This window comes from Cellulosimicrobium sp. NPDC057862, from assembly GCF_042797035.1.
In the GTDB taxonomy this organism is placed as follows: domain Bacteria; phylum Actinomycetota; class Actinomycetes; order Actinomycetales; family Cellulomonadaceae; genus Cellulosimicrobium.
In genome coordinates this window covers 111270-137270 of sequence record NZ_JBHVMH010000009.1, presented here as the reverse complement: position 1 = coordinate 137270, position 26001 = coordinate 111270, and the positions used below count along the sequence as shown (strand labels likewise).

The 26001-nt window shown below is 74.5% G+C and carries 25 protein-coding genes, 1 tRNA gene and 1 pseudogene; 22 read left to right on the top strand and 5 right to left on the bottom strand.

What is annotated here, in order from left to right:
• Positions 1-65: 65 nt before the first annotated feature.
• Positions 66-1583 (bottom strand): MFS transporter, encoded by a 1518-nt coding sequence (locus tag ACFVN3_RS13125; RefSeq protein ID WP_378233334.1) that lies wholly within the window; start codon positions 1581-1583, stop codon positions 66-68.
• Between the two features lie 191 nt (positions 1584-1774).
• On the opposite strand from ACFVN3_RS13125, the gene ACFVN3_RS13120 reads away from it, so the two are divergent.
• From ACFVN3_RS13120 to ACFVN3_RS13110, 3 genes are read left to right on the top strand one after another with little or no spacing between them, the layout of a single operon-like run.
• Complete coding sequence (locus tag ACFVN3_RS13120) at positions 1775-2611, top strand: alpha/beta fold hydrolase (protein WP_378233295.1); 837 nt, start codon at positions 1775-1777, stop codon at positions 2609-2611.
• Between the two features lie 38 nt (positions 2612-2649).
• Complete coding sequence (locus ACFVN3_RS13115) at positions 2650-3747, top strand: DNA glycosylase AlkZ-like family protein (protein WP_378233293.1); 1098 nt, start codon at positions 2650-2652, stop codon at positions 3745-3747.
• Positions 3748-3772: 25 nt separating this feature from the next.
• Positions 3773-4300 (top strand): putative immunity protein, encoded by a 528-nt coding sequence (locus ACFVN3_RS13110; protein ID WP_378233292.1) that lies wholly within the window; start codon positions 3773-3775, stop codon positions 4298-4300.
• 62 nt (positions 4301-4362) lie between these two features.
• On the opposite strand, the gene ACFVN3_RS13105 is transcribed toward ACFVN3_RS13110, so the two are convergent.
• Complete coding sequence (locus ACFVN3_RS13105; protein WP_378233291.1) at positions 4363-5154, bottom strand: AraC family transcriptional regulator; 792 nt, start codon at positions 5152-5154, stop codon at positions 4363-4365.
• 121 nt (positions 5155-5275) lie between these two features.
• Between ACFVN3_RS13105 and ACFVN3_RS13100 the strand changes: the two genes are divergently transcribed.
• The 14 genes and pseudogenes from ACFVN3_RS13100 (at position 5276) to ACFVN3_RS13035 (ending at position 18197) form a co-directional block, all read left to right on the top strand.
• The gene (locus ACFVN3_RS13100) at positions 5276-5704 is read left to right on the top strand and encodes a DUF2000 family protein (protein WP_378233333.1); all 429 of its coding nucleotides are present in this window, start codon (positions 5276-5278) and stop codon (positions 5702-5704) included.
• A 58-nt stretch (positions 5705-5762) separates the two neighbouring features.
• Positions 5763-6440 (top strand): annotated as a pseudogene (gene merB / locus ACFVN3_RS13095) (organomercurial lyase).
• Between the two features lie 133 nt (positions 6441-6573).
• Positions 6574-7359 (top strand): DUF899 family protein, encoded by a 786-nt coding sequence (locus ACFVN3_RS13090; RefSeq protein WP_378233290.1) that lies wholly within the window; start codon positions 6574-6576, stop codon positions 7357-7359.
• 171 nt (positions 7360-7530) lie between these two features.
• Positions 7531-8175 carry a GntR family transcriptional regulator gene (locus ACFVN3_RS13085; RefSeq protein WP_378233289.1) on the top strand — a complete coding sequence of 215 codons (645 nt, stop codon included), beginning with the start codon at positions 7531-7533 and terminating at the stop codon, positions 8173-8175.
• 95 nt (positions 8176-8270) lie between these two features.
• Positions 8271-9548: an MFS transporter gene (locus ACFVN3_RS13080; RefSeq protein WP_378233288.1), complete on the top strand. Its 1278-nt coding sequence runs from the start codon at positions 8271-8273 to the stop codon at positions 9546-9548.
• 69 nt (positions 9549-9617) lie between these two features.
• Positions 9618-9694 (top strand) — tRNA-Pro (locus tag ACFVN3_RS13075).
• A 191-nt stretch (positions 9695-9885) separates the two neighbouring features.
• Positions 9886-12621 (top strand): AAA family ATPase, encoded by a 2736-nt coding sequence (locus ACFVN3_RS13070; RefSeq protein WP_378233287.1) that lies wholly within the window; start codon positions 9886-9888, stop codon positions 12619-12621.
• Between the two features lie 111 nt (positions 12622-12732).
• Positions 12733-13557, top strand: coding sequence for an alpha/beta fold hydrolase (locus tag ACFVN3_RS13065; RefSeq protein WP_378233286.1), 825 nt, complete (start codon positions 12733-12735; stop codon positions 13555-13557).
• A gap of 43 nt (positions 13558-13600) precedes the next feature.
• Positions 13601-14428 (top strand): alpha/beta hydrolase, encoded by an 828-nt coding sequence (locus tag ACFVN3_RS13060; protein WP_378233285.1) that lies wholly within the window; start codon positions 13601-13603, stop codon positions 14426-14428.
• Between the two features lie 338 nt (positions 14429-14766).
• Positions 14767-15384 carry a TetR/AcrR family transcriptional regulator gene (locus ACFVN3_RS13055; RefSeq protein WP_378233284.1) on the top strand — a complete coding sequence of 206 codons (618 nt, stop codon included), beginning with the start codon at positions 14767-14769 and terminating at the stop codon, positions 15382-15384.
• Positions 15381-15974, top strand: a complete 594-nt coding sequence (locus ACFVN3_RS13050; protein WP_378233283.1) for a hypothetical protein — start codon at positions 15381-15383, stop codon at positions 15972-15974. Before ACFVN3_RS13055 ends, ACFVN3_RS13050 begins: the two co-directional genes overlap by 4 nt.
• Before the next feature lie 57 nt (positions 15975-16031).
• A complete protein-coding gene (locus tag ACFVN3_RS13045) occupies positions 16032-16751 on the top strand; it encodes an MSMEG_4193 family putative phosphomutase (RefSeq protein ID WP_378233282.1) in 720 nt (239 codons plus the stop codon).
• A 55-nt stretch (positions 16752-16806) separates the two neighbouring features.
• Positions 16807-17355, top strand: a complete 549-nt coding sequence (locus ACFVN3_RS13040; RefSeq protein ID WP_378233280.1) for a DUF3090 domain-containing protein — start codon at positions 16807-16809, stop codon at positions 17353-17355.
• The gene (locus tag ACFVN3_RS13035) at positions 17352-18197 is read left to right on the top strand and encodes an SCO1664 family protein (protein WP_378233279.1); all 846 of its coding nucleotides are present in this window, start codon (positions 17352-17354) and stop codon (positions 18195-18197) included. Before ACFVN3_RS13040 ends, ACFVN3_RS13035 begins: the two co-directional genes overlap by 4 nt.
• Positions 18198-18269: 72 nt before the next feature.
• Here the strand turns inward: ACFVN3_RS13035 and ACFVN3_RS13030 are convergent, their stop codons facing one another.
• Positions 18270-19034, bottom strand: a complete 765-nt coding sequence (locus tag ACFVN3_RS13030; protein WP_378233278.1) for an SDR family oxidoreductase — start codon at positions 19032-19034, stop codon at positions 18270-18272.
• A gap of 100 nt (positions 19035-19134) precedes the next feature.
• On the opposite strand from ACFVN3_RS13030, the gene ACFVN3_RS13025 reads away from it, so the two are divergent.
• Positions 19135-20001 (top strand): helix-turn-helix transcriptional regulator, encoded by an 867-nt coding sequence (locus ACFVN3_RS13025; RefSeq protein WP_378233276.1) that lies wholly within the window; start codon positions 19135-19137, stop codon positions 19999-20001.
• 57 nt (positions 20002-20058) lie between these two features.
• Here the strand turns inward: ACFVN3_RS13025 and ACFVN3_RS13020 are convergent, their stop codons facing one another.
• On the bottom strand, positions 20059-20439 hold the full coding sequence (locus ACFVN3_RS13020) for a VOC family protein (RefSeq protein ID WP_378233275.1): 381 nt from the start codon (positions 20437-20439) through the stop codon (positions 20059-20061).
• A 273-nt stretch (positions 20440-20712) separates the two neighbouring features.
• On the opposite strand from ACFVN3_RS13020, the gene ACFVN3_RS13015 reads away from it, so the two are divergent.
• Complete coding sequence (locus ACFVN3_RS13015; RefSeq protein WP_378233332.1) at positions 20713-21789, top strand: AI-2E family transporter; 1077 nt, start codon at positions 20713-20715, stop codon at positions 21787-21789.
• Here the strand turns inward: ACFVN3_RS13015 and ACFVN3_RS13010 are convergent.
• Positions 21786-22820, bottom strand: coding sequence for a helix-turn-helix transcriptional regulator (locus ACFVN3_RS13010; protein WP_378233274.1), 1035 nt, complete (start codon positions 22818-22820; stop codon positions 21786-21788). The two genes, ACFVN3_RS13015 and ACFVN3_RS13010, sit on opposite strands and share 4 nt — an antisense overlap.
• Positions 22821-22952: 132 nt before the next feature.
• Here ACFVN3_RS13010 and ACFVN3_RS13005 point away from each other — a divergent pair, with 132 nt between their 5' ends.
• The 3 genes from ACFVN3_RS13005 (at position 22953) to ACFVN3_RS12995 (ending at position 25991) form a co-directional block, all read left to right on the top strand.
• A complete protein-coding gene (locus ACFVN3_RS13005) occupies positions 22953-23369 on the top strand; it encodes a VOC family protein (RefSeq protein ID WP_378233273.1) in 417 nt (138 codons plus the stop codon).
• Positions 23370-23503: 134 nt separating this feature from the next.
• On the top strand, positions 23504-24985 hold the full coding sequence (locus ACFVN3_RS13000) for a trypsin-like serine peptidase (RefSeq protein WP_378233272.1): 1482 nt from the start codon (positions 23504-23506) through the stop codon (positions 24983-24985).
• A 4-nt stretch (positions 24986-24989) separates the two neighbouring features.
• Entirely contained in the window at positions 24990-25991 is a 1002-nt protein-coding gene (locus tag ACFVN3_RS12995) for an MvdC/MvdD family ATP grasp protein (protein ID WP_378233271.1), read from the top strand.
• The last annotated feature ends 10 nt before the right edge of the window (positions 25992-26001 follow it).

The following is a 26001-nucleotide window of genomic DNA, read 5'->3' as shown; positions in this document are numbered from 1 at the left end:
GTCACGAACGCTCCGGCGCGGCTCGCCCCGGCGGTGCGCCGTCGTCGGGCGTCGTCCGGGCGGGGTCAGCCCAGGGCCGGGGGCGCGTCCTCGCGCACCTCGGGGTCGGGGATCCGCCGCATGCGCAGCGCGGCGACCACGCCGAGCAGCCCCGCGACGAGCGGGACGAGGAGCGCGACCTGGAGCGCGCGGGCCCGGACGTCGTCGTTGATGCGCAGGATCTCGTCCTGCACCGCGGGCGGCTCGTCGGCGAGCAGCTCGACGAGCTGGGCGTCGCTCATGATCTCGGCGTCGTCCTCGAGCACCGCGGCGACCTGGGCCTTGTCGTCCGGGGGCAGGACGGTGCTCGACTCGGCCTGCGCGGTGAAGCCCGTGGCGAGCGACGCGAGCATCACCGCACCGGCGACCGCGAGGCCGAGCGAGAGGCCGAACGACCCCGCCGCAGAGCTGACGCCCGCGGCCTCGCTCGCGCGCTCCTCAGGAACGGGGGAGAGCGTGTAGGCGTTGAGCTGCGACACGAGCAGGCCGAGGCCGGCGCCCGCGACGACCAGCGGCAGCGCGAGCCACCAGCCCGACGTCGCCCGCGGCACCACCAGGACCGCAGCCGCGATCCCGAGGACGAGCAGGACGAACCCCGCGAGCACGCGCGTCGCGGGTCGCCGCCGACCGGGGCGCTTGCCCGCGACGAGCGCCGCGGCGAACATCGTCAGCGACAGCGGCGCGAGCGAGAGGCCGGCCAGCAGCGCGTCGTAGCCGAGCGCCATCTGGAGGAAGATCGGCAGCGCGATCATCGCGCCGCCGAGCGCGACCTGCTGCAGGAGCTGCTGCGAGACGCCGATGCGGAACGCAGGGGAGCGGAACAGGCCCGGGTCGACGAGCGTCGTCCGGCCCGCCCGAGCACGCCGCACGAGCCAGGCCCCGAGACCCACGAGGCCCGCGGCCCCGACGACCACCAACGCCCCGACCGCCTCCCCGCCCTCCTGCCACACGAGGACGCCGAGGACGATGCCGCCCATCCCGACGACCGACAGGATCGTCCCCACGACGTCGACCGTGCGGTCGCCGGTGTACGGGACGTCGCGCACGAGGCGCACGCCCAGGAGCACCACCACGATCACCACGGCCTCGAGCCCGAAGGCCACGCGCCACGACAGGGTCGTCGTGATGACGCCGCCGAGCAGCGGCCCCACCGCCGCCGCGATCGACGCCGCGGCCCCCACGAGCGCGTAGGCGGACTTGCGCGCGGCGCCGTCGAAGTTGCCGTGCACGAGCGACTGCATGGCGGGGAGCAGCAGCGCGGCGCCCAGGCCACCGATGATCGACCAGAAGATCACGACCGCCACGAGGCTCTGCGCGAGCGTCATCGCGATCGCGCCCGCGCCGTAGGCGAGCAGCCCGACGACGTACGCGCGGCGCCGGCCGACGAGGTCGCCCACCTTGCTGCCCACGAGGATGAACGACGCGGACACGAGAGCCTCGAGCGCTATCGCCGTCTGGACGCCGCTCACGGTGGTGTCGAGGTCGCGCACGACCGCCGAGATCGACACGTTCATGAACGACGTGTCGACGACGAGGACGAACATCGCGGCCGCGAGGAGCAGCGCGAGGCGCCGGCCGGCGGCGGTCGGCCGGCCGGCGGTGTTCTCGGTGCTCTGCTCCACGTCGACCCCCGTCCGCCGTCCATGCTCACGGGCCGCGCGGCACCCGCGCCTCACCCGTCGAGGGTGCTCCCGCTGCCCGGGCGCCGCGACGCGCGCGGTGCCACCATCGGCCTATGGCTGCTGACGGGTGGCGCTCGCGCCACGTCGACGTGGAGGGGCACGACGTGTTCGTGCGGATCGGGCCGGACGTGCCGGGCGCCGTCCCGATCGTCCACGTGCACGGCTTCGCCGTCTCCGGCACGTACCTCCTCCCGACCGCGGAACGCCTCGCGCACCGGGCGACCGCCGTCGTGCCGGACCTGCCCGGCTACGGGCGCAGCGAGCGGTGGGGGCACACCCTCGGGATCCCCTCGCTCGCCTGGGCGCTGCTCTCGCTGCTCGACGCGCTCGAGCTCGAGCGGGTGGTCCTCGTGGGCAACTCGATGGGCGGCCCGATCGGCCTCGAGGTCGCGCACGCGGAGCCGGAGCGTGTCGCGGGCATCGTCCTCGCCTCGCCCGCGGGCGGTGTGCACAACCAGCCGTTCGCCCGCGCGCTCACGCAGCTCGCGCGCGACGCCGGGCGCGAGAGCCCCCGCATGGCCCGCATCGCCGTCCCCGACTACGTGCGCTTCGGCGCGGTCAACGCGCTGCACCTGTTCGCCGAGCTCGTCCGGTTCCCGTCGCTCGAGCGCATCGTCCGCGTGCCGGTCCCGACGCTCGCGGTCGTCGGCACACGGGACCCCCTCATGCCGCCGCCCCGGCGCGTGCGTGAGGTCGGCACGCTCGCGCCCCCGCACGTGACGATCGTCGCGATCGACGGCGCCGCCCACGCCATGAACTTCAGCCACCCCGGAGAGCTCGCCCATGTCATCGAGTGCTGGCTCGACGGGCGCGAGATCACCGACGACCCCGACCAGCCGGGTGTCTCCCGCGTCCTCCAGATCGCCCACGGGTCCGGTCCCGTCGTCTGACCGGCGCGGGTGTCGGCGTCCGGGGCTAGCCTGCGGACGTGGCGATCACCTGGGCGCAGGCCCTCGCCTGGCGCGCGCGGCGGCACCTGCTCGACCCGGTCGGGGACCACCCGGCCGAGGCTGTCGTCGGGCGGCTGGGCGCCGTCCCGGCGGCCTCCGACGACGCGGCCGAGCTCGCGGTCCGCGTCCGGCAGCGCGCGTCCGAGGCGGGTGAGGTCGGGCGGGCGCTCGCGGACGGGCGCCTCGTGCGCACCTACGCGTTCCGCGGGGCGACGCACCTCGTCACGCCCGAGGACGGCGGCGCGTACCTGGCGCTGCGCCGGTCGGGCCGCATGTGGGAGCGCGCGAGCTGGCGGGAGTACTACCGGCTCGAGCCCGGGGACTGGCCCGACCTGCGCGCCGTCGTGCGCGACGCGCTCGCCGACGGCCCGCTCACGCGATCCGCGCTGGGCGACGCCGTCGCGGCGCACCCCCGGTTCGCGCACCTGCGACCGTCGTTCGGCGACGGGACGGACACGCTGCTCAAGCCGCTCACCTGGTTCGGCGACATGAGCTTCGCGCCCTCGCGCGACGGGCGCACGACGTTCCAGCGCCTCGACACCAGCCCGCGCTGGGTCGACTGGCCCGACCTCAGCGCCGCGGGCCGACACGCGATACTCACGTACCTCGGCACGTACGGCCCCGTGACGCCCGACCACGTGCACTACTGGCTCGGGCAGGGCCTGGGCGCGGGCCGCGCCCGACTGAACCGCTGGCTGGCGGAGCTGCGCGACGACGCGCTCGTCGAGATCGACGTCGAGGGCGACCGCGCGCTCGTGCTCCGCGACCACGTCGACGAGCTCGCGGGCACGCGGGCGTCGGAGGCGGTGCGGTTCCTTCCCGCATTCGACCAGTGGGTGCTCGGCCCCGGCACCGCGGACCCGCGGGTCGTGCCGCCCGCGCACCGCGATGTGGTGAGCCGCGGGGCGGCCGTCGTCACCGTGGGCGGGGTCGTCGCGGGGACGTGGGCGCTCGCGGGCGAGGAGGTGCGCGTCACGTGGTTCGACGGCGGCGCGCGGGACGACGCGCTCGCCGCTGCGGTCGCGCGGCTCGGTAGTGTGCTCGGGCGGGGCCTGCGCCCCGCGACGGACGGGTGACCGAGGGCGACGGAGGGATCGGCGGGTGGCGACGATCGGCGGGATCGAGCTGAGCACCGACGACCTGCGGGAGGTCGCCGGGTACGCGGCCCGGTGCGCGGAGCCGGCGCTGGAGATCGTCGAGGCGGTGCGGCCCGACGACGCCCGCCCCCGCGAGGCGGTCGACGCGGCGTGGGCCTTCGCCCGCGGTGGCGCGCGGGGCAAGACCCTGCGGGACACCGCGTGGGCCGCGCTCCGGGCGGCGAAGGAGACGGACGAGCCGGCCGCCGCCGAGGCCGCACGAGCCGCGATGGCGGCGGCGGGTGCCGCGTACCTGCACCCGATCGCCGACGCCCACCAGGTGAAGCACGTCCTCGGCTCGGCGGCCCACGCGGCCCACGCCGCCCAGCTCGCCGCGGGTGGGGACGAGGCCGCCGCCGCCGCGCGACTCGCCGCGGCGCGGTCGTTCGCGACGCCCGCGCTCGTGGACGTGCTGCGCCGCTACCCGTCGGCCCCGGGCGGGGGCGGCCGGGTCGGCGAGCTGGTCCGCCGGCTCGACGTGGCCCTCCGGTAGGGCACCCCGCTCGACGGCGCCGCACCCGGCGGCGCGGGCGACGGCGCCTGAGACGGGTCGCGTCAGGCGGTGAAGGCGCCGGGCGTCGTGCCGAGCACGCGGCGGAAGTGACGCGTCAGGTGCGCCTGGTCGTGGAACCCGACCTCGGTGGCCGCGTCGGCCGGGGGGGGGGGGCACCCCTCGAGCAGCAGGCGTCGCGCACCGTCCACCCGCCGCCCCGTGACGTAGCGGTGCGGTGCGATCCCGTACGTCTGGGAGAACACGCGCACGAGGTGGCTGGGGTGCGCGCCGAGGAGGGCCGCCGCCTCGGCGACCGTGAACGACTCGGTGAGGCGGTCGTCGAGGAGCGCGCGGAGGCGGCGGGCCAGGGGAGCGTCGCGTGCGGTCGAGGGCGGGGTGCCGAGGTGGGAGCGGACGACGTCGCGCAGCGCGAGCACGCCGCACTCGGCCGCCATCGCGTCGGCGGGGTGGTCCAGCGCGGCATGGACGTCCGCGAGCGTCGTCAGCGCGTCGGGGTCGCGCAGCAGGGGAGCGGCGACCGCGGCGTCCGCGGCGGGGGAGGGCAGCCAGTCCGGCTCGAGGTAGAGGACGCGCTTGCGGAACGGGCGACCCCGGACGGCGGAGCGACCGTCGTGCGGCACGTGCGGCGGAAGGAGCGTGATCGACGCCGGGACCGCGTCGTGGGGAGCACGGTCGAGGGCATAGGTGACCACGCCGTCGTCGATCAGGAGGACGGTCCAGGCGTCGTGCGTGTGCGCCGGGTACGCGTGATGCTCGAACGTGGCGTGCAGCACCTCGCGCACCAGCGGCACCTCCGGGTGCCACGCCCGTACCGAGTCGCCCGAGCTACCCATGCAAGAAACGTACAAGACCCGCCCGCGGGGCCGCGCGAACACTGGTGGGGTGAACCAGGACAACACCCTCACGCCCCCTGCAGACGACGCGCCGCCCACGCTCGACGCCGTGCCGGACGCCGTGCGCGATGCCGCGCCCGTGCGCTTCGACACCAAGGTCGCGGTCGTCCTGCGCGACGACCTGCTGCCGTGGCAGGAGCTCAACGTCACGGCGTTCCTCATGAGCGGGATCTCGACGAGTGCGCCCGACCTCGTCGGCGAGGCCTATCGCGACGCCGACGGCACCCGGTACCTCCCCATGCTGCGTCAGCCCGTCGTCGTCCTCTCGGCCTCGGGCGACGTGCTCTCGGAGGCGCGGACGCGCGCGCTCGGGCGGGGGATCCCGCTCGTCGTGTACACGCGTGACCTGTTCTCCACGGGGCACGACGCCGCGAACCGGGCGGCGGTGGCCGCCGTCCCGGGCGACGCGCTCGACCTCGTCGGCATCGCCCTGCGCGGACCGCGGAACGCCGTCGACAAGGTGGTCAAGGGCGCGCGCATGCACGAGTGAACCGTGGCCGCCTGACGGTCGCCGCACGCCGTCCCCGCACCGGAAGGAACCACCCGTGATGACGCCTCCCGCACGACGGGTCCGCGAGCTCGTCTACGACACCTTCGCCACGGAAGGGCGCCCGCCCTCTGTCGCGGAGATCGCCCGCCGCTCCGGGAGCACGGTGACCGCGACGCGAGCGATCCTCGACGAGCTCGCCTCTGCGCACGCCCTCGTCCTCGGCCCCGACGGGGACGCGGTCCGCATGGCTCACCCGTTCTCGGCGGCGCCGATGGCGTTCGTCGTCACCCCCCTGGACGGGCACGACGATCGGCGCTGGTGGGGCGGCTGCGCATGGGACTCCTTCGGCATCAGCGCCGCGCTGCACCTCGACGTGCGGATCGACACCGCCTGCCCGCACTGCGGGAACCCCCTCACGTACTCCGCGAGGCCCACCACGTCGCCGCCCGACGACCTCGCGGTCCGGTTCCCGCGCCCGGCCGCGCAGTAGTGGGACGACGTCGTGGCGACCTGCTCCATGATCCGGACCTTCTGCCATCGTGACCACGCTGACCGGTGGACCGCCGACCACGCGCCCGACGCAGGGTTCGTCACCGAGGCGACCACGGTGTGGAGGCTGGCCGCACCCTGGTACGGCGACCGGCTCGACCCCCGATACGCAGCCCACAGCCGCGAGCACAACCAGCGGCTCCTCGACCAGGTCGGCCTCACGGGGTCGTTCTGGGCTCTGCCCTGATCGCGGCGGGCGCATCGCCCGCGCGTGGTTCTCGCACGGGTGCGCGCATCGATGAGTTCCGGAGGCGCGCGGGGTCGTTGACGAGGACCGTGTCGGGCGTCGCCGCCCGACCCCGACGTCTGCGGAGGACCTCATGACGACCACTCCCGGCGGTGCCGCCGCCGCCACCCTGCCTGGCCGACCGCCCGTCGTCGACCTCGCCACGTGGCAGGCCGAGCGCGACGAGCTCCTGGTCCGCGAGAAGGCGCACACCCACGAGGGCGATGCCATCGCGGCGGCGCGGCGACGGCTGCCCATGGTGGAGATCGACGGTTCGGTGGAGGTCGTCGGCCCCGACGGGCCCGTCCCGTTCGTGGACCTGTTCGAGGGGCGCGACGAGCTCGTGGTCTACCAGCACATGTGGCACGACGGCGCCCCGCACCAGGGCCAGTGCGAGGGGTGCACCTGGACGGCGTGGGGCCTGCGGGACGCCGTGTACCTCAACGCGCGCGGCGTCTCGTTCGCGATCCTCACCGTCGGGCCGTGGGAGGAGGTCGCGCCCTACGTGGACTTCATGGGCTACACCCAGCCCTGGTACTCGGTGCGCGGGCTGGAAGAACCGATCGGCGGCGAGATGGGCTACGTGAGCTGCTTCCTGCGCGACGGCGACCGCGTGTTCCTCACCTACCGCACGACGGGCCGCGGCAACGAGCCGACCAGCCCGCACTTCGCCCTGCTCGACATGACCCCCTACGGCCGCCGGGAGGCCTGGGAGGACACCCCCGACGGGTGGCCCGCGGGCGAGGGCGTGTGCTGGTACTGGCGCGCGGACGTCGACGGCGTCGCGGGCTGGGGCCCGACCACCCGCCCCGTGCCGCAGTGGACCCGTCCCGGCGCGACGCCCGAGGACACGCTGGGTCGGAACGGGCACCACCACTGAGGCGCGCAGGGCGCTGCGGCGCTGGATCCTCACTGACAGCTCCGTCGAAACTGTCAGGAGGAGAAGGTCTCGACTGTCACGTGAGGGTCGCTCGTCGAGTGTGTCGAGGACCACGTTGTCCTAACACATCTGGTGTCGATGTCATGCACCAGATGGATGCATCATGTATCTATGCCTCGAACGACCAGCGGATCTGCCACCGAGCAGGCCTACCGGCACGTGAAGTCCCTCGTCCTGGACGGGAGCCTGCCCGGCGGGTCCATGACGAGCGAGGGGGAGATCGCCGAGCAGCTCGGCGTGAGCCGCACTCCCGTGCGCGAGGCGTTCCTGCGGCTGGAGAGCGAGGGACTGCTGCGCCTGTACCCGAAGCGGGGCGCGCTCGTCGTGCCCGTCGCACCGGGGGAGGCGGACGACGTCCTCGACGCGCGCCTCCTCGTCGAGACGCACGCCGCGCAGAGCGTCGTCCGTCTGCCCGACACGGAGCTCGCCACCCTCGTCGCCCTCCTGCGCGACCTCGTCACAGCCCAGGAGGCGGCGGTCGCCGACGGGGACGTCGCGGAGTACGCGACGCTCGACGCGCGCTTCCACCAGGAGATCGTCGCGGCCGGCGGCAACGCGCTGCTCACGACGTTCTCCGTGAGCCTGCGCGAGCGCCAGCAGCGCATGGTCGCGCACAGCGTCCGGTGGGACCCGCGCCGGGCCGCGACGTTCGTCGCCGGCCACCGCGCCCTCGTCGATGCGCTCGAGGTGCGCGACACCCGCACGTACAAGCGCCGCATCCAGCGCCACCTCGAGGACGCGAGGGCGGGCCTGTGAGCGCGACGACCTCCGTGTCTGCATCTGAGCGGACCGGAAAGGAGACCGCTGCGTCCGGGCGTGGGGCGGGGGCCGCCGTCGGGCCGCGGGCGTGGGTGGCCGTTGCCGCCGTCATGTTCGCCGTCGCCTGGGGCGGCAACGAGTTCACGCCGCTGCTGGTCATGTACCGGGAGGTCGGGCACTTCTCGGCCGTCACGGTCGATGCGCTGCTCGCCGCCTACGTGCTGGGCATCGTCCCGGCGCTCCTGCTCGGCGGGCCGCTCTCCGACCGGTACGGGCGCCGGCCCCTGCTGCTTCCCGCGGCGCCGATCGCTCTCGTCGGATCGCTCGTGCTCGCCGCGGGGGAGTCGTCCGCCGCGCTGCTCGCCACGGGCCGCGTGCTGTGCGGGGTCGCTCTCGGGCTGGTCATGGCGGTCGGGACCACGTGGGTCAAGGAGCTCACCGACGCCGCGGCGGCCGCGTCCGGTGTGCCCGACGGCGGCTCCGGCGCCCGGCGCGCAGGCCTCGCCCTCACGCTGGGGTTCCTCGTCGGCGCGGGTGTCGCGGCGGTGCTCGCCCAATGGGCGCCCTGGCCCACGCACACGGCCTACCTGCTGCACGGCGTGCTCGCCGTCGCCGCCGGAGTGTGGGTGCTCGGCGTGCCGGAGACACGGGTGTCGCCCGACGGCGCGGCACGCGGCCGCCTGCGGGACGACCTGCGCGTGCCGGCCGTCGCGCACCGGCGGTTCCTGCGCGTCGTCGTGCCCGTGGCGCCGTGGGTGTTCGGCTGCGCGGGCAGCGCCTACGCGGTGCTGCCGGGACTCGTGTCCGCGAGCGCGGGGAGTGCGCCGATCGCGTTCTCCGGGCTCATGACCGTGCTGGGGCTCGGGTGCGGGGTCGGGATCCAGGTGCTCGGTCGACTCATCGACACCCGGCACAGCGCGCGGGCGTCCGTCGTGGCGATGTCGATCGTCGTCGTCGGCATGGGCTTCGGCGCGTACGCCTCGGCGCGGCTCGACCTGCCGACCGCCCTCGTCGCCGCCATGGTGCTCGGCGCCGGGTACGGGCTCGCGCTCGTCGCCGGGCTCAGCGAGGTCCAGCGCATCGCGACGCCCGACGACCTCGCCGGCCTCACGGCCGTCTACTACTCCCTGACGTACATCGGGTTCTGCGTGCCCGTGGCGCTCGCGGCGCTGTCCGTGCGGTGGACATACACGCAGATGTTCCTCGGCGGGCTGGCGATCGCCGCCGTCTGTCTGGCGATCGTCGCGAGCGCGTGGCGCGCGCACCTGCCGACGGGAGAGCGGGACGTCGTCGCAGGCGCTGCGGACGAGACCGACCGCACAGCCGCGACCGGGGCAAACGGTGCGCTGGAGCCGTCACGGATGGGGTAGAGTATCCGAGGCTTCACGGGGCCAGGACACGCGGTGTTGCATCGAGTGTGAGGTCTTGTGATCCAGCCACGGGCTGTGGCGCAGCTTGGTAGCGCACTTGACTGGGGGTCAAGGGGTCGCAGGTTCAAATCCTGTCAGCCCGACCATCGAAACAGGCCAGAAGACGAGAGTTCTTCTGGCCTGTTTCGCGTTCTGGGTGGAAGCGGCCTTCCCGCCTCCGTGACCCACGCGGCGCTGCGTGGCCGGCCGGCAAGGATGGACACGGGCCGGCGTGACGGACTCCGCCCGGCTCGTCAGACCCGTTGTCGTCGCACCGGCGTGACCCTATTTTGTGCGTATGTACCGCGGTGAGCGCCTTATCGGTCGGGTCGACGAACAGCGGCGCATCAACGCGCTCTTCGGCGGCGTGCGCAACGGCCGGGGTGGTGCGATGGCGGTCCTGGGCGAGCCGGGCATCGGCAAGACGACCCTGGTGGCTGCGACGTCGGAGGAGGCCGGGCTCCGTGTGCTGCGCGTCGACGGATTCGAGTCCGAGTCGTCGATGCCGTTCGCGGCGGTCCAGCGGCTCGTGGCCCAGCTGCGCGATCAGCTCGACGCGATCCCGGAGCGGCAGCGGCAGGCCGTGCTCGTGGCGTCGGGACAGGTCGACGGTCCTCCGCCGGACCGGTTCCTCGTCGGTCTCGGCATGCTGAGCCTGCTCGCAGCGACGAGCACGGAGCAGCCCGTCGTGTGCGCCGTCGATGATGCCCATCTCGTCGATGCCGAGAGCCTGGACGTCTTGACCTTCGTCGCGCGCCGGCTGGCCGCCGAGCGCGTGGCGATCGTGTTCTCCGGCCGTGAGGAGCCGGTGCTCACGGAGCGGCTGACGGGGCTGCCGCAGCTCGTGCTCGCGGGGCTCGACCTGGAGGCCGCGACGCGCCTGCTCAACCGTTCCGTGCAGCGTCCGCTCGCACCGCCTGCGGCCCTGGCGATCGCACGTGCGACGGGTGGCAACCCGCTCGCGCTCGTCGACCTGGCGGGTGAGGTGCTCGTGCACGAGCTGCCCGACCTGGGCATCTCCACCGAGCCGATCCCGATCGGTCAGCACCTCGAGGAGCACTACGTGCGCCGGGTGCGCCAGGCCGACGCCTACGTCCAGCAGTGGGTCTTGATCGCGGCGGCAGACTCGACGGGGAACGTCGACCTGGTCTCCGAGGCGGCGAGCGTGCTCGGCCTGGAGACGGGCGACGCAGACCGTGCCGAGCTCGCCGGGCTGGTCGTCCTGACCCCCGTGGTGCGGTTCCGGCACCCGTTGGTGCGGTCTGCCGTCTACAACGCCGCCTCCGGGGCGGAGCGGCGGCAGGTGCACCGCGCGCTGGCGCGGGCGGCGCACAGACAAGGGCTGGTCGAGGCGGAGGCCTGGCACTCGGCGCGCGGGGTCGTCGGGACGGACGATGCGGTCGCGGACCGGCTCGCTCACACGGCCGACCTGGCCGCGCGCCGCGGCGGCCTGGCGTCCCGGGCGCGGATCCTGACCAGAGCGGGCGAGCTGACCCCTCCCGGCCCTCTTCGTGCAGACCGGCAGACCGCGGCGGCGGAAGCCGCGCTGGCGGTCGGGGCTGCGCACGTCGCCAAGCGCCTGGTCGAGGGGGTCGAGCTCACCAACGCTGGGCCGGTGTCGCAGGGACGCGTGACGCTCGTCCGCAGCGCGCTCGGCATGTTCCTCGGCGACGCCGACGGCGTCCGGGGCGCGACCGCCGCGTGCCTGCGAGCCGCCGACCACTTCCACGGCCACGACGCGGTGCGCGAGCAGCGTGCGCTGCTGCAGGCGTTCGAGATGAGCTGCACCGCGGAGCTCGCGACGGCCGGCGTCACGTCCCAGGAGCTCGGGCGACGCCTCGTCGACGGCGCGGAGCTGGCGCCGGGCCCGATCGGGACCGTCCTGCGCGGGCTGGGCGCGCTCGTCCTGGACTCCTACGACCGGGCCGCCGTGCCGGCACGGGCCGCCCTGGGCGCGATCGTCGCGCTGCCCGACGACCAGATGATGCGCATGCACAGCGCCGTCGCGTCGCTGGCCACGTTCCTGTGGGACGACGGCGGCCGTGCGGACGCGCTGGGGCGCGCGGCGCGGGCGGCCCGGGACGCCGGCGCCCTGCAGCTGCTGGACAGCATCCTGTGGACGACGGCGATCTCGGAGCTGTGGGGCGGGACGCTGCAGCGCGCGGTCCGTGCCGACGACCTCGTCCGCGAGGTGCGCCACGCGATGGGTTACGACGCGGAGAACGTCGTGAACGCAGCCGTGCTGGCGTGGCGCGGTGCCTCGCACGACGTCGTCCAGGCGGTCGCGCAGGGGGCGCTCGAGACGGGGTTCGGCGGAGTGACGTCGTCGGGCATCGCGTCGCTCGTGGTGCGAGACCTCGCCGACGGCAGGTACCGCGACGCCTATGACCGCCATCTCCCGCTCGTCGCCCGGCCCTTCCTCCACGTGACCCCGAGCCAGTACGGGGACTTCGTCGAGGCGGCGGTGCGCAGCGGGCACGCGCACGAGGCACGTCCACGCGTCGAGGACCTGGCTGGGCGCGCCGACATCAACGGATCACCGTGGTGCCGGGGCGTCGCCGAGCGGGCACGTGCGCTCACGGCGTCAGACGACGCCGCCGAGGTCCACTACGTCGCGTCTATCGACGCGCTCGCCTCGACGCGTGCGGAGATGGATCTGGCGCGCTCCCACCTTCTCTACGGCGAGTGGCTGCGCCGGAACCGGCGGCGGAGGGACGCGGCACGACAGCTACGGCTCGCGCTCGGGCACTTCCAGGACAGCGGAGCTGATCTCTTCGTGCCCCGCACGCTTGCCGAGCTGAGGATCGTCGACGCCGAGGCGCACGTCACCGGCCCGACGAGGGATCTTGGGCTGACGGCGCAGGAGCTCACCGTCGCCCGTCTCGCCGCCGCAGGGCGGACGAACGCCGAGATCGGAGCCAACCTGTTCATCAGCCCCAACACGGTCGACTACCACCTGCGCAAGGTCTTCCAGAAGCTCGGGATCTCCTCGCGGCGCCAGCTGTCGGACCGGATCGCCGACCGCCCTGCCTGACGAGCTCGGTCGCGCGGACCCGCGAGGGACTACGCGCGGCACGTGGTCCGGCGTCGCGAGCATCGGGTGAGGCTCGAAGCGTCCGAACCTCACTCCGACGCGGAGGCCGTAATGCCCTACATCACCGCAGACGACGGCGCGCAGATCTTCTACAAGGACTGGGGGACCGGCGGGACGCCCGTCGTCCTGAGCCACGGCTGGCCGCTCAACGCCGACGCCTGGGAGGCCGCGGCGCTGTTCCTCGCCGAGCACGGACACCGCGCGATCGCCCACGACCGCCGCGGGCACGGCCGGTCCAGCCAGACCTGGCACGGCAACGAGATGGACACCTACGCCGACGACCTCGCCCAGCTCCTGAACGCACTCGACATCACCGACGCGACGCTCGTGGGCCACTCGACCGGCGGCGGCGAGATCGCCCGCTACGTCGGCCGGCACGGGACCGCGCGCGTCGCCAAGATGGTGCTCGTCTCGGCCGTCCCGCCCCTGATGCTCCGGACCGACGACAACCCGGACGGACTTCCCCTCGAGGTCTTCGACGCGATCAGGTCCGGCGAGGCCGCGAACCGCTCCCAGCTCTACCGGGACCTGGCCGACGGGCCGTTCTTCGGACACAACCGCAACCACGACGTGCCGCAGGGGTTCCGGGACGCCTTCTGGCTGCAGAGCATGGCGTGCGGCCACCGCGCCGCCTACGAGTGCATCGCCGCGTTCTCCGCCACGGACTTCCGTCCGGACCTCGCGGCGATCGACGTCCCCACCCTCGTCATCCACGGCGACGACGACCAGATCGTCCCGTTCTCAGTCGGCGGCCGGCGCACGGCCGACCTCGTCGCCGGCGCCGTCCTCACCGTCTACGAAGGCAGCGGTCATGCCCTGCCCGACACGGACCGTGAGCGGCTGCACGCCGACCTCCTGTCCTTCATCGACGCCTGACCGACGCCTGACCGACGCCTGACCGACGCCAAGGAGAACCACCATGAACGACGTCACCCGACCGGACACGGTCGTCCTCATCCACGGCCTCTGGATGACCCCGCGCAGCTGGGAGCACTGGGTCACGCACTACGAGGCCAAGGGCCTGACCGTCCTGACGCCCGCGTACCCGGGCTTCGAGATCGAGGTCGAGGCGCTGCGGGAGAACCCCGAGATCATCGCGAACCTCACCGTCCCCGAGACCGTCGATCACCTCGCCGCCGTCATCGAGGGGCTCGCGACACCGCCGATCATCATGGGCCACTCGTTCGGCGGCGTCATGACGCAGCTGCTGCTGGCCAGAGGTCTGGGAGCGGCGGCGGTGGTGATCGACTCCGCGCCCACCGAGGGGGTGCACGTCACCCCGGTCTCCCAGGCGCGCTCGCTGTTCCCCGCGCTGCGCAACCCCGCCAACCGGCGTCGCGCCGTCGCGTTCACCCCCGAGGAGTTCCACTACGCGTTCACCAACACGCTCACGGTCGAGGAGTCGCAGCGCGTCTACGACCGCTACGCGATCGCCGCGCCGGGCGCGTGGGTCTGGGAGTACGGCCTCTTCGCGAACTTCAAGCCGGGTCCGCAGGAGACCTGGGTCGACTACGCCGCGGACCGGGCGCCGTTGCTCTTCATCGCCGGCAGCGAGGACCACATCATGCCGCCGGCCGTCAACCGGTCCAACGCCAAGCACTACCACCGCTCCCCGGCGGTGACGGAGTACGTCGAGCTCGAGGGCCGAGACCACTGGACCTGCGCGGCACCGGGCTGGGAGGCCGTGGCCGACCGGGCCCTCGAGTGGGCCCTCGCGCAGTCCACCGTCGGCAGTCAGGTCGGCTGAACCGACGTGCCGACGGGACCACGTCGGCCGCCCCCGGGCCAAGGACGGAGGACGTCGGTCGTCCGGGGCGCGGTTGACGTGGCCTCGAGGGACGTCGACCATGCGCTCGTTCTCGGCGTCACCGATCGCGCGGCGTCCGGACGGGCAGCTCAGCCAGGAGGAGGCCCCACCGAGACGGTTGTGTCCACTCGAGCTGCACGCCCGAACCGTATCGAGCGCGGTCGGCCGACCTGCTCCGCCACGCTCGGTCCTTCGTCGCGGGCCCTTGACTCGAGCGCGAGATTCGTGTGAAGTCGAACCTGTAACTCGTACAGCGGTGTTCGACTACGGGGGGCGACATGCCCGGCATCACTCAGCAGCCCCGGCGCGCCGACGCGCGGCGCAACGTCCAGGCGATCCTGGACGCGGCGGCCGTGTGCCTGAGCCGCGACCCGGACGCGAGCGTCGCCGAGATCGCGCGGTCCGCGGGAGTCGGCAGGGTCACTCTCTACGGGCACTTCGAGAACCGCGCCGTGCTGGTCGAGGCGGTCGTCGCGCGCGCGATCGAGGAGGGTGACGCGGCGCTGGACGCCGTCGACCTGTCCGGAGACGCACGCGACGCGCTGGCACGGCTCGTCACCCACAGCTGGTTGACGGTCGTGCAGGTCGGCTCGCTCCTGACCGCGGCGACCGACGTCCTCGGGCCCGAGCGGGTGCTCGCGCTGCACGAGCGGCCGGCGTCCCGCGTCGAGCGGCTCGTCGACCGCGGCCGCGCCGACGGGGTGTTTCGCTCCGACCTGCCGGCCGCGTGGCTCGTCGGCACCTTGCACCGCGTGATGCACGGTGCCGCGGAGGAGATCGACGCCGGCCGGCTCGCGCCCGACGACGCGGCGAGGACCATCGCAGCGACGGTCCTCGCCGCGTTCACGCCGCCCGGCACGCCGGTGCCCGTCGTCCCGGACGGGGTGGCGCGATGACCACCGCGGACCGCGCCTCCGAGCGCACCGTCGGAGACGTGGCCGCCCGACCCGCGCGGTGGTGGCCCGTCGCCGCCGGCGCGCTCTTCGGCGGGGCGCTCGCCGTCGCCGCCGCGGTCGGCTTCTCCGACACGGCGCAGTCCTCGCTCGTGCTGACCGCCGCCGCGTTCGTCTACCTCGGCGCCGCCGCGCTCGGTCGCCGCGACGCCGCGTGGCCGCTCTTCGGGCTCACGTTCGTGCTCATCGGCGTCGGCTTCGCCGTGCCGGGCTTCGACCCGTTCTGGGCGATGCTCGGCATCGTCGTCGTGCTGGCGGTCTACGGCCTCGCGCGCGGGGCCGCCCGCCCGGCCTGGGGGCTGCCGCTCCAGGCCGCGGCGATGGTCGTCGTCGTCGGCGTCGCAGCGGCGGTCGCCGTGCTCGGCCAGCCGTGGGCTGGGCTGCTCGTCGGTGCCGGGCTGCTCGCCCATGCCGCGTGGGACGTCCATCACCTGCGCACGGGGCGCGTCGTCTCGGCGTCGCTCGCGGCGTTCTGCTGTGCGCTCGACGCCGTGCTCGGGGTGGCGGTCGTCGTGCTGGCCCTCGCCGCCTGAGCCGGGCAGCCTCGCGCGTCGTCCGCACGAGCGGACGGACGCGCCTACGCTCAGGGCATGCCGACCGTCCTCCTCGTCCGCCATGGCCGCACCACCGCGAACGCCGGAGGCATCCTCGCCGGGCGCACCGCCGGCGTCCGGCTGGACGGGGTCGGCAGCGACCAGGCGGACCGCGCCGCCGAGCGCGTCGCGGGAGTGCCGCTCGCCCGCGTCGTGACGAGCCCGCTGGAGCGGTGCCGGGATACCGCGCAAGCCCTGCTCGACCACCAGACGGGCACGCCGGAGTCCGTCACCGAGCAGGGCATCACCGAGTGCGACTACGGGCGGTGGCAGGGGCTCGCGCTGAAGGACCTGGCTGCGGAGCCGCTGTGGTCCGTCGTGCAGACACAGCCCTCGGCGGCGGTGTTCCCGGGCGGGGAGTCGCTCGCGGCGATGCAGGCGCGGGCCGTCGAGGCCGTCCGACGGCACGACGCCGAGGTCGCCGCGCGTCACGGGGCCGACGCGGTGTGGGCCGCGGTCTCGCACGGGGACGTGATCAAGTCGGTGCTCGCGGACGCGCTCGGGACGCACCTGGACCTGTTCCAGCGCATCGTGGTCGGCCCGGCGTCGATCTCGATCGTCCGGTACGGGCCGCACCGCCCGGAGGTCGTCGCCGTCAACACCGACTCGGGCGACCTCTCGTGGCTGCGCACGGCGGCGCCGGTGGGCGACGCGCCGGTCGGGGGCGGGGCGGGCCCGGCGCAGCCCGACGACCCGGGCGACCTTCCGCCGTCCTGACGTCCGACCCGCGGCCACGCGGCACGGCGCGCGCGAGCGCTCGTAGAGTGAGGGCATGCCCACTCTCGTCCACGAGCACGACTGGCCCGACCGCGTCGTCGTGGGAACCGTCGGGATGCCCGGCTCCCGCACCTTCTACCTCCAGGCCCGCACGGGCACCCGGACGACGAGCGTCGCCCTGGAGAAAGAGCAGTCCGCCGTCCTCGCCGACACGATCCAGCGCCTGCTCGACGAGCTGATGGAGCAGCCCGACAACCGGTACAGCGTCCCTGTCGACGTGGCGGCCGAGCTCGTCGACGACGACCCGCTGGACCTCCCCGTCGAGGAGGAGTTCCGCACGGGGTCGATGCGGCTGAGCTGGGACCCCCGGACGGCGCAGGTGGTCGTCGAGGCGTTCCCGCTCGTGGACGACGACGAGCTCGACCCGGACGAGCCCGAGCCGGAGCCCGCCGAGTCGTTCCTCATCCGCATGCCGGTGGGCGCGGCGCGCGCCTTCGCACAGCGCACGCGCGCCGTCGTGCAGGCCGGGCGACCGGCGTGTCCCCGCTGCGGGCGGCCCGTCGACCCCGACGGGCACGAGTGCGCGCTGCCCGACGAGGCGTGACCTCCCCGCGCGAGGGCGTCGACACGACGCCGCTGGACGGCGCCCCGCTCGACACCGTGCCGCTCGAGGTCGTCGGACGCATCCGGGCGGCGTCGAACGCGACGTTCCTCGCGCGGGTCGGCGACGTCTCGGTCGTGTACAAGCCGGTCGCGGGGGAGAAGCCGCTGTGGGACTTCCCCGACGGCACGCTGGCCGGTCGTGAGGTGGCCGCGTTCCTCGTCTCGGAGGCGCTCGGCTGGGACGTCGTGCCGCGCACGTGGCTGCGGGACGGACCACACGGCCCAGGCATGGTGCAGCTCTGGCAGGACGTGGACGCGGCTCAGTCGCCCGTCGACGTCGTGCCCACCGACGAGGTGCCGCGCGACGGCGTGCGGACCGTGCTGGAGGGCGTCGACGAGCACGACCGGCCGGTGAGCGTCGTCCACGAGGACTCGCCGTCGCTGCGGCGCATGGCGGTGTTCGACGCGGTCGTGAACAATGCCGACCGCAAGGGCGGGCACGTGCTGCCGCTGCCCGACGGACGGCGACTCGGCGTCGACCACGGCGTCACCTTCCACGTCGAGCCCAAGCTGCGGACGGTGCTCTGGGGCTGGCTCGGCGAGCCTCTGGACGACGACGAGCTCGCGGGCGTCGAGGGGGTGCGCGCCGGGCTCGGGGCCGGCGTCGCGACACGTCCCGGTACGACGTCCGGCACCGACGGCGATCTCGGCCACCGGCTCCGAGGCCTCCTCGCGCCCGACGAGGTGTCGGCCCTCGCCGGGCGCTGCGACCGGCTGCTCCGCACAGCACGGTTCCCCGCGCCGGAGGGCGACATGCCCGCCGTCCCCTGGCCGCTGTTCTAGGCAGCCGAGCGATCGGGCCGCCGCCCCTCCTCCCGGCCTCGCGGCCGACCGCGTCCGACGTCTCCCCGCGGCTCAGCGGCCGTGCGGGTCCGCCGCGTTGAGCACGCGCACGACCTCGTCGTAGTCGCCGCGCGCCTCGCCGTACCGGAGGAACTTCACGCGCTCGACGAGGATCTCGTGCTCGTCGGGCCGCGTCCGCAGCAGGTCGACGACCTCGCTGACGAACTCGTCGAGCGGCATGGCGAACGCGCTCTCGCGCTGGCCCGGCATGAGGTCGGTCGCGACGGACGGCGGGACGAGCTCGACGACGTCGACGCTCGTGTCCGCGAGCTGGAGCCGCAGCGCCTCGCTGAGCATGTGGATGGCGGCCTTGGACGCGTCGTACGTCGGGGTGACCGCGAGCGGCGCGAACGCCAGCCCGGACGACACCGTGACGATGGTCGCGTGCGGTCGGGTCTGCAGGTGCTCGACGAACGCCCCGATGAGCCGGATCGGCCCGAGCACGTTCGTCGTGACGATCTGCTCCGCGGTGTCGAGGAAGCCTTCGGGGTGGTGCCAGTCCTCGGCGCGCATGATGCCGGCCATCGTGACGAGCGTGTCGAGGTCGGGGTGGCGGTCGAGCACCTCCTTGGCGGCCGAGGCGATGCTCTCCGGGTCGGTCGTGTCGATGCGCACGGTGTCGAGGCCGGGGTGCTCGGCGGCGATCCGCTCCAGCAGCTCGGTGCGGCGCCCGCCGACGACGACGGTGCTGCCCTGCTCGTGGAGAGCGACCGCGAGCGCCAGGCCGATGCCGCTCGTCGCTCCGGGGATGAAGACGGTGCTGTTCGTGAGGTCCATGCCTCGATCCTCGGCGCGGTGCGCGCGCCGCGGCAGAGTCCGTCGAACGGGGGACCGGCGATCCCTGGCACGCGCGGCGCGCACCCCGGACCATGGACCCATGGACCGTGCCGCGCTCGCCGACTTCCTCCGCCGTCGTCGGGAGGCGCTGCAGCCGGGCGACGTCGGGCTCCCGCCCGGGCTGCGCCGTCGGGCACCGGGCCTGCGCCGCGAGGAGGTGGCGCAGCTCGCGCTCATGTCCACGGACTACTACACGCGCCTCGAGCAGCAGCGCGGGCCGCAGCCGAGCACCCAGATGCTCGCGTCGATCGCGCGGGCGCTGCGCCTGTCCGACGACGAGCGCGACTACCTCTACCGGGTCGCCGGGCACGGGGTGCCCGACCGGGCGACCGACCCGGGCCACGTGGCTCCCACGCTGCAGCGGGTCCTCGACCGCCTGGGCGACACGCCCGCGCTGATCCTGAACCCGCTCGGCGAGACGCTCGCGCAGAACGACCTCGCCCGCGCGCTCTACGGCGACGCGACGGCGTACTCGGGCTGGGACCGCAGCGAGATCTACCGGTGGTTCGCCCACCCGGAGACCGCTCGGGCGATCTACCCGGCGGACGACCGTGACCGGCAGGGCCGCGCGCTCGTCGCGGGCCTGCGCTCCGCCGTCGCGGTCCTCGGCCACGACTCGCGCGCCGGCCGGCTGGGGCACGAGCTGCGGCGCACGAGCCCGGAGTTCGCCGAGCTCTGGGACCGGCAGGAGGTCGCGCGCCGGTTCGTCGACCACAAGGTCCTGGTCCACCCGGTGGTGGGGGAGATCGAGGTCGACTGCCAGGCGCTGCTCACCGAGGACCAGCAGCAGGTCCTGCTCGTGCTCACGGCGGCGCCGGGCACGGTTGCCGAGGACAGGATCCGGCTCCTCGCGGTCGTGGGGACGCAGGGCCTGGGCGTCGAGGGGGAGCGGCCCCTGACGCGGTGAGCGTGGCAGGCGCACGCGCCGGGGTGTGCGGTGGACGTGCTGGCGTGGCGGGTTCGGTCAGGGGTCCAGACGCCTGCGCAGCAGGCAGAACTCGTTCCCCTCGGGGTCGGCGAGGACGTGCCACGGCTCGTCGCCGGTCTGGCCCACGTCGGCCGGCCGTGCCCCGAGGGCGAGGAGCCGCTCGAGCTCGGCGTCCTGGTCGCGGTCGACGGGGTTGACGTCGATGTGCAACCGGAGCTTTCCGCGACGCGGGTCGCTGCTCGGGCTCAGGATCATGGTGGGCTGCGGCCCGCCGAACCCGGTTCCGGGCGGACCGATCTCGATCGACCCGTCGTCCTCCCGGTCGAGCTCGACGTAGCCGAGCACCTGGCACCAGAACCCGGCGAGCAGCTCCGGGTCGGTGCAGTCCAGGACGAGCTCACTGATGCGGGACGCCATGCGACGCACTCTACGGAGCGTCCGGCCGCGGCACACGGCGGGCGGACGGCGATCGTGGCACCCTGGCCGTCACACGTGCCACGAGAGGGGTTCGGGATGGGTCTGGGCAGGCGTCGGGCGAGGCAGCGCTCGGAGGAGCGCACCGAGGAGGTGTCCGCCCCGGCGGCGACCCTCGGTGCGCCGAGCGGCGAACCGGACCCGGACGGCACCGTGAGCGACGACGCCGAACCGCCGGTGCGCCCGACCGGGGCGGCGGCCCTGTGGTCGGACGGCATGGGCCGCGCCGGCACCCGTTCGGTCCAGGTCCTCGCGATCCTCGCGCTGGTCGCCGTCGCGGTGCTCGCCCTGACGCGGCTGACGCTCGTCGTCATCCCCGTGCTCATCGCGCTCGTCCTGGCCGCGGCGATCTCCCCGCTCGTGAGCCTCCTGCGGCGCAAGGGCGTGCCGTCGTTCCTCGCGACGGTTGTCGCTCTCCTCGCACTGGTCGCCGTGCTGACGGTGGTCGTCTGGCTGGTCGTCGCCGCGGTGGTCAACCAGTGGCCGGAGCTGCGCGACCAGGCGATCGAGGGCTTCGACGAGCTGCAGGCCTACGTCCAGGACCTGCCGTTCCAGATCACGGAGGAGCAGCTCGCCTCGGTGCGGGACTCCGTCGTCGGTCTGCTCCAGTCCGACGCCGTGGGCGCGGGCGCGCTCGCCGGCGCCTCGCAGACGGTCGACTTCGTCGCCGGGTTCTTCATCATGGTCGTGGTGCTGTTCTTCTTCCTCAAGGACGGTCCGGCGATCTGGGAGTTCCTGCTGCGCCCGTTCGAGGGCGCCCGGTACGAGCGGGGGCAGCGGATCGGCGAGACGACGGTCCGCACGCTCGGCGGCTACGTGCGCGGCACGGCGATCGTCGCGGCGGTCGACGCCGTCGCGATCGGCATCGGCCTCGCCGTCGTCGGGGTGCCGCTCGTGATCCCGCTCTCGGTCCTCGTGTTCCTGCTCGCGTTCATCCCGCTCGTCGGGGCGACGCTCGCAGGCGTCCTGTGCGCGCTGGTCGCCCTCGTCGCCGTCGGTCCCGTCGAGGCGCTGATCGTGGTCGCGATCGTCATCGCGGTGAACCAGCTCGAGGGAGACCTGCTCCAGCCCGTCGTCATGGGCCGCACGCTGCGCCTGCACCCGCTCGTGATCCTCGTCGCGCTGACCGCGGGCACCGTGCTCGCGGGCCTCACAGGCGCCGTGCTCGCCGTTCCCATCGCGGCGTCGATCTGGCGGGCGATCCAGGTGTGGGACGGGCCGGACCTCCCGGCGAGGTTCGCGCGGCAGAAGCGGCACGAGACCGTCGGGAGCGTGCCGGCGCCGTCGTCCTAGCGACGTCGGGGACCGTCGGGGCGCCGGCGCCCTGCCGGGTCCCGGTCGGCGGACGCCAGGCGCCTGGCGACGACGTCGCCCGCCGCGACGAGCTCGGCCGGCCCGGCGGCGAGGACGTCCGCGTCGAACGCCGCGACGCGCGCGGCGAGCGCGACCCAGGACCACGAGCCCAGGCCGATCCGGCACCGGCCCGGCCCGAGCGCCTCGACCGTGCCGTCGTCGACGAAGGGCACGACGCCGGAGGCCGGCGCGGCGAGCTCGACCCATCCCGTGCACGGCCATCCCGTTGCTGCCCGCCCGGAGCCCGCGAAGCGCCCGGCGACGAACGCCCCGGCGTCCCCGCCCGGTACCTCGCGGGGCGTGAAGCGCGGCCCGGTCGGGACACGCGGCGTCGTCCGGTCGAGGCGGAAGGTGCGCCAGTCGTCGCGGTCGAGGTCCCAGGCGAGGAGGTACCAGCGTCGGTCGCGCACGACGACGTGGTGCGGCTCCACACGGCGCGGTGCCGCGTCCGGGTCGTCGGCCTCGCCCGCCGAGCCCGGCGCCGCATAGTCGAGCCGCAGCACCTCGCGGCGGCGCACGGCGGCGCTCACGGCGAGCAGCACCTCGAGGTCGACCGCGGCACCAGGGTGCCCCGGGCCGGCGGCGACCGGGGCGACGTCGACGGCGTCGACCCGGTGGCGCAGCCGAGCGGGCAGGACCTGGCGCACGGTCGCCAGAGCCCGCACGGCCGCCTCCTCGATCGCGTCGCCGGGCCCGCTCGCCGCGACGGTCCGCAGCGCCACGGTCAGCGCGACGACCTGCTCGTCGTCGAACAGCAGGGGCGGGAGCTCCGCGCCCGCGTCGAGGCGGTACCCGCCGTCGCGCCCCCGCGTCGCGACGACGCGGTAGCCGAGGTCGCGCAGGCGCTCGACGTCGCGACGCACCGTGCGCGGGGTGACGCCGAGCCGCCGGGCGAGCTCGGGGCCGGTGCGGTCGGGGCGCGCCTGGAGCAGCGACAGCAGCAGGAGGGTCCGGCGCGACGTCTCGGTCATGCGTCCATGCTCGCGCAGAAAGCGGACACTATCCGTCCTGTTGGGCCGGGACGGTGGAGGGACGAGCCGGGGCGGCCAGCCCCGGGCTCGGGGTCCGCGACCGGCGGACCCCACCGATCCGAAGGAGACGCCATGTCCGTCCAGGCCACCCCCCACCTCAACTTCCGCGGCGACGCCCGCGCCGCGCTCGAGCACTACCGCTCGGTGTTCGGCGGCGACCTCGTCCTCACCACGTACGGCGACCTGGACCAGGCGCCGGACCCGGCCGAGGCCGACCTCGTCGCCTGGGGCCAGGTCAGCGCGCCCAGCGGCTTCCGCGTCATGGCGTACGACGTCCCGGCGGGACGGCCCTGGAGCCCGGGCGAGGCACCGTTCTTCGTCTCGGTGCGCGGCGATGACGTCGAGGAGGTCCGCGGCCACTGGGACGCGCTCGTGGACGGCGCGACCGTCGTCGCGCCGCTGGCGTCGTCCGACTGGGCACCCCTGTACGGGATGCTCACGGACCGGTTCGGCGTGACCTGGGTGCTCGACGTCGCCGCGAGCCGCTGACCCGCGGGCCGGGACGCCCTCGCCGTCGCAGGGGCGCCCCGGCCTGCCGGCGCAGTTCACCCGCTCCGTCCGGGTACGCGCCGGCCCGCGCCCGCCTCCCTCCAGGTGCAGGGGACCGAACCGAGGGGGACCCCATGGCTGGAACCAGGAAGTCGGCGCCGAAGAAGCCGAGCCGTCGCGAGGTGCCGGAGACGCCCGACACGGTCGACGCGCTCTACCCGCCGCTGCCCGAGCGGATACCGCTCACGCTCGAGTCCATCGCGGGCGACGAGCCCACCTACGCCGAGATGCTCGAGTCCATCTGCGGCGCGACCGACGACTCCCAGCCCGTCGAGCAGTACGACGGCACGCTGGGCGTCACGCAGGCGTACGTGAGCGCCCACCAGAAGCAGGCCGTCCAGGTGCAGTGGAACACCGGGCTCGGCGGCGTCTTCACCAACCCCGGCAACGTCGACGGCGTCCGTTGGGGCAGCGGCACGCTCATCGCCCCGGACCTCGTGCTCACGTGCGGGCACCTGTTCGACCAGACCGCCGACGGGTGGGTCCTGCCGCGCCAGAACGGCTCGATGCAGGTCGTCACGCCGCAGCAGATCGCGACGAGCATGCACGTCAACGTGCTGTACCAGGTGGACGCGAGCGGCGTGCTGCGCACCGAGGTGAGCTTCCCGATCCTCGCGCTCGTCGAGTACCGCCTGGGCGGGCTCGACATGGCGGTCGTGCGAGTGGGCGGCAACCCGGGGAGCACCTACGGGTTCACGGCCGTCGCGACCGCCAACCCGGCCGTCGGGGACATGCTCGCGATCATCGGCCACCCCGCGGGGATGCCGAAGCGGATCGAGGCGGGCCCCGCGACCACCGTGACGACCAACCAGATCCGCTACGACGACATCGACACGCTCGGCGGCAACTCCGGGTCCGGCATCCTCGGGCCCGCGGGCGAGCTGGTCGGCGTGCACACCAACGGCGGCTGCAACGCGGCGGGCACCGGGTCGAACTTCGGCACGGCGATCGCGGGCATCCGCGCGGTGTCGCCGACGCTCCAGGCCCTGCCCCACGGGGCACGCACCGCGACGGCCGACGACGGGTTCACGTCCCTGGCGCAGGACGTCATCGCGACCGTCCGCGCCGCGGACCAGGTCGGCACGCTCCGCGCGGCCGACACCGCACGGGCCGTCGACGTGCTCACGATCCGGCAGGCCGACTCCCACACGGTCGCCGACCAGATCGGGACGTCGTTCCTCCGGGACCAGGGCGGCACCCCGCGGGCGCTGGACTCGATCTTCCAGGCCGACACCCGGTTCGCCGCCGACAACCCGGTCGCGACCGGGTTCGCGGGAGACGTCGGCACCGGACCCGGCGACACGCTCCAGGAGGGGATCCTCGACCCCGGCGACCTGTTCGACCCCGTGGTGAACCCCGCGATCGGGCGGCTCGTCCAGGCGGGCGCGCTCGCCGGGGCTCGGCCGTTCGTCCAGGGCGCCGAGTCCTTCGTGGACGAGGAGGACACGGGGGAGCCCGACGACGTCGTCGGCGCGCTGGTGGAGGCCGTCTCCGAGGCGCGGGCGACGCTCGAGGCCGTCGAGGCGGCCTTTACCCAGCTCCAGGCCGGACAGTGACGCGATGATCGGCATCGTGTCCCACGCGGACGACCTCCACACCACGGAGGTCGTCCGCCACCTCGACGCGCTCGGCGCGCCGCACGTCCTCCTCGACACCGGGCACGCACCGCGCTCGGTCTCGCTCACGTCGACGCAGGACGCGGCCGGGTGGGTGGCCGACTGGGTCGACACGAGCGCCGAGGGCGTGAGCGCCGTGGACGCCACGCAGCTGCGCGCCGTGTGGTGGCGGCGGCCGCAGCCCTTCGCCCTGCACGACGACGTCCGCTCGCCCCAGGACCGCGGCTTCGCCCACGGGGAGATCGCCGCCGCGGTCTCGGGACTGTGGTCGTGCCTCGCCGCAACCTGGGTCAACGACCCGGACCGCGACGAGGCCGGCTCCCGCAAGATGTGGCAGCTCCAGGTCGCCGCGCGGCTCGGGCTGCGCGTGCCCCGCACGTGCATGACCAACGACCCGGCGCGAGCCCGCGAGTTCCTGCGCGCCGAGCCGGGCCAGGTCATCTTCAAGCCCTTCAGCGGCACGCCCGCGACGTGGCGCGAGACCCGACCGGTGCGCGAGGCGGACCTCGACCTCCTCGAGAGCGTGCGGTACGCGCCGGTCATCTTCCAGGAGGCCGTCGCGGGGTCGGACGTCCGGGTGACCGTCGTCGGCACCGAGCTGTTCGCGGCCGAGCTGCGGACCGAGGAGTCGGGTTACGCGTACGACTTCCGCGTCGACACCCACCACTGCCCGACGGCGGCCCACGACCTCCCGGAGCACGTCGCTGCCGCGCTCCTGCGCCTCATGGAGGTGCTCGGGCTCTGGTACGGGGCGGTCGACCTGCGTCGCACCCCCGAGGGCGACTACGTGTTCCTCGAGATCAACCCGGCCGGGCAGTGGCTGTTCGTCGAGTACGCGACGGGGCAGCCGATCGCCGCGGCGCTCGCGGGCCTGCTCGCACGGCTCGACCGCGAGGACGGCGCGGGGGACTCACGTCACGGCGCGTGGCGCTACGGCGCCGCGTGAGCGGGCTCGG

Bases quoted from the DNA above. Each gene is read 5' to 3' on its own strand.
- ACFVN3_RS13125 (WP_378233334.1), bottom strand. From the start codon at position 1,583: ATGTTCGTCCTCGTCGTCGACACGTCGTTCATGAACGTGTCGATCTCG.
- ACFVN3_RS13120 (WP_378233295.1), top strand. From the start codon at position 1,775: ATGGCTGCTGACGGGTGGCGCTCGCGCCACGTCGACGTGGAGGGGCAC.
- ACFVN3_RS13105 (WP_378233291.1), bottom strand. From the start codon at position 5,154: ATGGGTAGCTCGGGCGACTCGGTACGGGCGTGGCACCCGGAGGTGCCG.
- ACFVN3_RS13090 (WP_378233290.1), top strand. From the start codon at position 6,574: ATGACGACCACTCCCGGCGGTGCCGCCGCCGCCACCCTGCCTGGCCGA.
- ACFVN3_RS13085 (WP_378233289.1), top strand. From the start codon at position 7,531: ATGCCTCGAACGACCAGCGGATCTGCCACCGAGCAGGCCTACCGGCAC.
- ACFVN3_RS13070 (WP_378233287.1), top strand. From the start codon at position 9,886: ATGTACCGCGGTGAGCGCCTTATCGGTCGGGTCGACGAACAGCGGCGC.
- ACFVN3_RS13065 (WP_378233286.1), top strand. From the start codon at position 12,733: ATGCCCTACATCACCGCAGACGACGGCGCGCAGATCTTCTACAAGGAC.
- ACFVN3_RS13060 (WP_378233285.1), top strand. From the start codon at position 13,601: ATGAACGACGTCACCCGACCGGACACGGTCGTCCTCATCCACGGCCTC.
- ACFVN3_RS13055 (WP_378233284.1), top strand. From the start codon at position 14,767: ATGCCCGGCATCACTCAGCAGCCCCGGCGCGCCGACGCGCGGCGCAAC.
- ACFVN3_RS13050 (WP_378233283.1), top strand. From the start codon at position 15,381: ATGACCACCGCGGACCGCGCCTCCGAGCGCACCGTCGGAGACGTGGCC.
- ACFVN3_RS13045 (WP_378233282.1), top strand. From the start codon at position 16,032: ATGCCGACCGTCCTCCTCGTCCGCCATGGCCGCACCACCGCGAACGCC.
- ACFVN3_RS13040 (WP_378233280.1), top strand. From the start codon at position 16,807: ATGCCCACTCTCGTCCACGAGCACGACTGGCCCGACCGCGTCGTCGTG.
- ACFVN3_RS13030 (WP_378233278.1), bottom strand. From the start codon at position 19,034: ATGGACCTCACGAACAGCACCGTCTTCATCCCCGGAGCGACGAGCGGC.
- ACFVN3_RS13025 (WP_378233276.1), top strand. From the start codon at position 19,135: ATGGACCGTGCCGCGCTCGCCGACTTCCTCCGCCGTCGTCGGGAGGCG.
- ACFVN3_RS13020 (WP_378233275.1), bottom strand. From the start codon at position 20,439: ATGGCGTCCCGCATCAGTGAGCTCGTCCTGGACTGCACCGACCCGGAG.
- ACFVN3_RS13015 (WP_378233332.1), top strand. From the start codon at position 20,713: ATGGGCCGCGCCGGCACCCGTTCGGTCCAGGTCCTCGCGATCCTCGCG.
- ACFVN3_RS13010 (WP_378233274.1), bottom strand. From the start codon at position 22,820: ATGACCGAGACGTCGCGCCGGACCCTCCTGCTGCTGTCGCTGCTCCAG.
- ACFVN3_RS13005 (WP_378233273.1), top strand. From the start codon at position 22,953: ATGTCCGTCCAGGCCACCCCCCACCTCAACTTCCGCGGCGACGCCCGC.
- ACFVN3_RS13000 (WP_378233272.1), top strand. From the start codon at position 23,504: ATGGCTGGAACCAGGAAGTCGGCGCCGAAGAAGCCGAGCCGTCGCGAG.
- ACFVN3_RS12995 (WP_378233271.1), top strand. From the start codon at position 24,990: ATGATCGGCATCGTGTCCCACGCGGACGACCTCCACACCACGGAGGTC.